Annotated in this window: 6 protein-coding genes and 1 CRISPR repeat array; all 6 genes read right to left on the bottom strand. The window is 66.8% G+C overall.

Features of this window, described 5'->3' with window-relative positions; translation table 11 throughout:
* A partial coding sequence (locus U9980_RS22510) for a hypothetical protein (protein ID WP_322769757.1) occupies positions 1 to 521 on the bottom strand: 521 nt, incomplete at its 3' end.
* Between the two features lie 275 nt (positions 522 to 796).
* Entirely contained in the window at positions 797 to 1,099 is a 303-nt protein-coding gene (locus U9980_RS22505; protein WP_322769756.1) for a hypothetical protein, read from the bottom strand.
* Between the two features lie 13 nt (positions 1,100 to 1,112).
* The gene (gene cas2, locus U9980_RS22500; protein WP_322769755.1) at positions 1,113 to 1,397 is read right to left on the bottom strand and encodes a CRISPR-associated endonuclease Cas2; all 285 of its coding nucleotides are present in this window, start codon (positions 1,395 to 1,397) and stop codon (positions 1,113 to 1,115) included.
* A gap of 7 nt (positions 1,398 to 1,404) precedes the next feature.
* Positions 1,405 to 2,523: a CRISPR-associated endonuclease Cas1 gene (gene cas1 / locus U9980_RS22495; protein ID WP_322769754.1), complete on the bottom strand. Its 1,119-nt coding sequence runs from the start codon at positions 2,521 to 2,523 to the stop codon at positions 1,405 to 1,407.
* On the bottom strand, positions 2,520 to 3,473 hold the full coding sequence (locus tag U9980_RS22490) for a reverse transcriptase domain-containing protein (RefSeq protein ID WP_322769753.1): 954 nt from the start codon (positions 3,471 to 3,473) through the stop codon (positions 2,520 to 2,522). Before U9980_RS22490 ends, cas1 begins: the two co-directional genes overlap by 4 nt.
* Positions 3,474 to 3,625: 152 nt before the next feature.
* The gene (locus tag U9980_RS22485; RefSeq protein WP_322769752.1) at positions 3,626 to 3,808 is read right to left on the bottom strand and encodes a hypothetical protein; all 183 of its coding nucleotides are present in this window, start codon (positions 3,806 to 3,808) and stop codon (positions 3,626 to 3,628) included.
* Between the two features lie 94 nt (positions 3,809 to 3,902).
* Positions 3,903 to 4,759: direct repeats of the CRISPR family, unit length 36 nt; unit sequence GTCCCCGCGATCTACAAATCCGAGTCGGATTGAAAC.
* Positions 4,760 to 4,819: the final 60 nt, after the last annotated feature.

Raw genomic sequence — 4,819 nt, 5'->3', positions numbered from 1 at the left:
GGTCCACGCTCGACCGCGGCGCTGCGCCGCAGGTCGATTTCGAGGTTCGTGGTCCGATAGTGGATCAATTGCGCCCACGCCGCCCGCAGCCACGCCTGGTCCGGCGGGGTCGCCTGCTCGGCCTGGCGCGAGGGGCCCGAGCGGGACGGCTTGTACGCGGCCAGCATGGAGCCGGCGACGTCGGCGTCGAGCGAGGCGGTTTCAGCCGGCTCGGTCAGCCCGTCGACCAGCAGCCGCCACTCGCGGACCTCCTCGCCGGGCCGCTCCTGCGTGCCGCGCGTGTACGGAAGCTGACCGCGTGCGGCGTCGCGCAGCTTGCTATGTGCGGCCAGGATGATGTCATCGATGATCGCTTGACAGATGTGGCAAACTCGGCCGTCCTGGCAGGCGCAGGCGCCGGGCAGAGCTCTGCGGACGATGGCGCGGACCCGGCGGCGCAGCGCGGGTTCGAGCAGCCGGCAGGTGGCCCGGGCGGCACGGTCGTCGTCGGCGTCGAGAATGGCGCTCAGGCGAAGGCTCACGGGGGTCCTTCCGACCACGGCGGCACGACGCAACGTCGAACCGCCGAAAATGAACCACCCATATCTGGATGGCGGCCTCCCGATGACCGGGCGACCTCGAAAGGACCGGCGAAGCCGGTTACGATGACCGAAAAATGGTCACGAGTCGTCGTAAAGACTGACTGGGAAGAACCCTAGAGCTCCGATACCGAGCCTGTCAACACCTCAGCGAGCACCACAGCTCGGCGGGCACCACAGCTCGGCGGGCACCACGCATCCGGGCATCCGGGCATCCGTCACCCGTGGATGACCCATCCGCCGCGACCGGTGAGTGTGGGTGCCGGGCGCCAGGCCCCGTCGGGCAGCCAGCGGACCGTGCGCCAGCAGGACGGGCACGGCTGCCACACCCCGAGGCGGTCGCCGCGCCCGAGGAGCCCGGCGATTCCGACCCCGACCCGACCGGCCGTCAGGCCGGTGCCGGCGGGCACGTACCAGCCGCTCTGTTGGAACCGGTCCGCGACCGGCCGCAACGATCGGGTGACCCGATCCCTGCGCTCATCCTCGGAGACGTCGTAGACGACGACCAGTGGTGTGTTCACCGGTTCGTTTCGATCATCCGGCGACCCATCCGTGGTCGGGCACGGCGTCGAGCGGGACTCCGTGCCAGCGCAGTCGGCAGTGCGGGCAGTGCGGAACGACCACGAGATGATCGTCCGGCTCGACGAGCTCGGTCAGGCGGGCCGCCAGGCTGTCCAGCCGTCCCGCCGGCAGTTCCAGGTCGTAGACTGATCGCAGGATCTTCGGCCCGTGCTGTTCCAGCGTCCTCGCGACCGTGCGCCGGCGCCGGTCGGAGGAGACGTCGAAGCTCACCAGTAATCCGCCACCGGGCCTGGTCATCGGTCGATCACCGCCAGTGGAAGGGCTCGTAGGGAACGTCGTCGGTCAGCCTCCTGCGCAGGGCGAGACTCTGTTCACGGATCAGAGTGGCGTAGGTGGTGCCGGGGGCCACCGTCCAGCTCCGCGCCGGGGCGTCCACCCGGGCCCGGAAGCGGGCGATGACCGCCGCGGTCCCCGCCGGGCCGAGCCGCGGGCGTCCGGGTGCGTCAGCCCCCGCGGTGTCGCGCCCGGGGTCGTCCGCGGAGCCCCGCAGGGTCTCGCCTCGCCGGGGCGCCGGTTCGATGGTGAGATCTTCGGGGCGGATCATGCGCAGGCCGAGCACTCCCAGGACGGTCGACTCGAGCAGGACCGCGCGCCATTCCTCCATCAGGTCGAACACCAGCGTCGGCCGGCCCGGTCGCGGGGCGTGCAGGAACGACACGTACGGATCGAGACCGGCGGCGACGACCGCACCGAAGACGACCTCGCGCAGCAGCGCGGAGGTGTAGTTGACCAGGACGTTGACAAGGTCGGGGTCGAACCGTTCACGACGTCGGAAACCGAGCTCGGCGGGAAGAAGAAGCCGGATTCCGCGGAAGTAGGCACCGGACGCCGCTCCTTCGACGCCGATCAGTTCGGCGATCGACGTGGCGTTGTCGACCGCCGTGCCGGCCGCGGCGATGCGCCGGGCCAACGACCAGACCTCCTCGGGCATTTCGGCCGTTGCCGCCCGCCTGCGCAGCAGGACATCCTGATTGTGGAGCTTCCCCCGGACGAACGCGCGGGCGAGTTCGAGCCGGGCCGGCTCGTCATGATGGAGCAGTAGCTGCCGCCGGCGGGCATCGATGTGTGACGCCCTCGGCGGTTCGAGCCGTCCGCGGACCCGGCCGTCCGCGCTGAGCAGCACCAGCGGTGCATCCTCGGCGAGGATGGCCGCCATCGCCGGTGTGGTGATTCCGACGTTGCCGAAGACGACGACCTCGCTGATCCGGCCGAGCGGCGCCGATGTGATGACCGCCTTGTCCCGGCTCACGATCAGCCGGCCGCCGCTGCGGCCGAGAACGAGGCCGTGACCGACGACGTACAGGGGGCGGCGTGTCGGCCGCCTTATGGACGGATTCGTCCACGGATTCGTCGGTCGGTTCACCGTGCCCTCCGGTAGGCCGTCGTGCGGGCGGACGTCTCCTGCGGCCCTGTGTAGGCGGCCGGATCCGGCCGAGTGGTGCGGCGTTGGCGTCCGACGGACATCGGATGTGTCCACCCGGCGGTGGGTTCGGCCTCCCATCCGCCGTCCCGGTAGAAAACCCATCCCAGGAAGGAGAAACCCCGGTCGAAGCTTGAGATGTAGGTCTTCGTGGCGTTCATCTCCAGGTGCAGATCCGCCAGTGCGCGTCCGACGGTGTGGGCCGCCGCGATCGCGTCGTCGACGTCGGTGCAGAACACCGCGATATCGTCGGCATAGCGCACAAGATTGCCGGGATTATGATGGACGTTCGTGTCGAAGGCGCGGAGATGAAGATTAGCCAGGGCGGGAGACAGGGGCGCCCCTTCCGGGATACCCTTGGTTCGTGGAATGATTCCGTGTTCGGTGAGCAGTGGTGCGGCTATCCAGCGGTCGATCAGTGTGGCTGCCTCACCGGCCAGCCCGGGAGGAAGAGCGGCCAGGAGAAGGTCATGGCGAATGCACGCGAAATAGTCTGCGACGTCGGTGCGCAGCACAGTCGTGTGCCCGTTATCCCGGCAGCGTTCTGCCTCAGCCAGCGCGTCGAGCCAGGAGCGGCCCCGGCGGTAGGCGAAGCTCACCTCCACGGACGCGGCGTCGAGCTGGTCGTGGCAGACCTCAAGGAAGGCGCGTTGGGCGATGCGGTCCCGCACTGTGGGCAGTCCGAGGGCTCTCCGCCGGCCGCCACGGTTGATCGTGGCCAGACGCAGCGGCTGCGGTTCATACGCGCCGGTTGTGAGCTGGTCCGTGAGTCGGTCGAGGCGTATGCCGAGTTGGCGGGCGAAGTCGGCGACGGAAAGGCCGTCGGCGCCCGGCATTCCACTGCCGGCGGCGACCCGTGCCCACGCCGCCCACAGCACCGCCGGTCGGCCCATGGCTGCCAGTACGTCCTGCGAGGCAGCCGGCGGTCGGGAGGTCGAGGGTCGCGGGGCACCGTCTTTCGGCAGAGCATCGCGACCGGACGTCTGGTGGTGGCGCGGGGCGGTGGGTCGAGGTTCCGTCCGGCTGAACCAGCGGACCATGTGCCTCACTCCTTGCTCTTCTGCCACGACACTCCGGTGCCACGGACCAGAGTGGCGGTCGGTACCGCCGCCATCCCATGCAGACGGACCAGGCCCGCAACCACCACAACCTCCGACACGCCGACAAACGCGGGAGGTTGTGGTGGGAGATCGATATGCCTTCTGACCTGCATCGATGTGCGATCCATAGATCATCCGTCCATGATCCTAAAGATCTTCAATTGGAGGTTGTGGTATGATCTTGCAAAACCGCAGGTCAGGAGGGGTACAATACGGACAGCGGTCCCCGCGATCTACAAATCCGAGTCGGATTGAAACTCTTTCCGTCGCTACACCTAACTCTGTCCTTTGTCCCCGCGATCTACAAATCCGAGTCGGATTGAAACTTTGTGCCCTTCCTTCCCATCGCGCGATTGGAACGGTCCCCGCGATCTACAAATCCGAGTCGGATTGAAACGAGTGGTATCCTTATCTCCCTCCCTGCCTCCCGTCCCCGCGATCTACAAATCCGAGTCGGATTGAAACGTGGCGATTGCCACCGCTCCGCATACCACGATAGTCCCCGCGATCTACAAATCCGAGTCGGATTGAAACCTCGATCTGCACCTTCTGCCAGAAGGTCAGGACCAGTCCCCGCGATCTACAAATCCGAGTCGGATTGAAACGGTGGTCCGGTCTAGCGGCCTAAACACTCCTTGTCCCCGCGATCTACAAATCCGAGTCGGATTGAAACTTCGAATCGGGGTTATCCCCGACCTTGTCGAAAGTCCCCGCGATCTACAAATCCGAGTCGGATTGAAACAGCGTGCTCGACAGGGAAAACTGCTCCCTGGGGTCCCCGCGATCTACAAATCCGAGTCGGATTGAAACCCTTACGGGGGGGGGCGGGAACCCCCAATACCGGTCCCCGCGATCTACAAATCCGAGTCGGATTGAAACTCCTCATCCTCGAACGGCGTGCGGGACTCGGTGTCCCCGCGATCTACAAATCCGAGTCGGATTGAAACCACGCATCGCTCAGCCGCTGCTCCACGCCGGTCCCCGCGATCTACAAATCCGAGTCGGATTGAAACCACGCATCGCTCAGCCGCTGCTCCACGCCGGTCCCCGCGATCTACAAATCCGAGTCGGATTGAAACCGGCGCAGCTGCCCGGACTGCCAGCAGTATTCCTGCCGTGTCCCCGCGATCTACAAATCC

Origin of the sequence: Protofrankia sp. Cr1 (genome assembly GCF_963555865.1) — a bacterium.
Classification (GTDB): domain Bacteria; phylum Actinomycetota; class Actinomycetes; order Frankiales; family Frankiaceae; genus Protofrankia.
This window is presented reverse-complemented; position numbering and strand designations above follow the sequence as displayed.

Coding starts and splice junctions, on each gene's coding strand:
- cas2 (WP_322769755.1), bottom strand. CDS start 1,397: ATGACCAGGCCCGGTGGCGGATTACTGGTGAGCTTCGACGTCTCCTCC.
- U9980_RS22490 (WP_322769753.1), bottom strand. CDS start 3,473: ATGGGCCGACCGGCGGTGCTGTGGGCGGCGTGGGCACGGGTCGCCGCC.
- U9980_RS22485 (WP_322769752.1), bottom strand. CDS start 3,808: ATGGATCGCACATCGATGCAGGTCAGAAGGCATATCGATCTCCCACCA.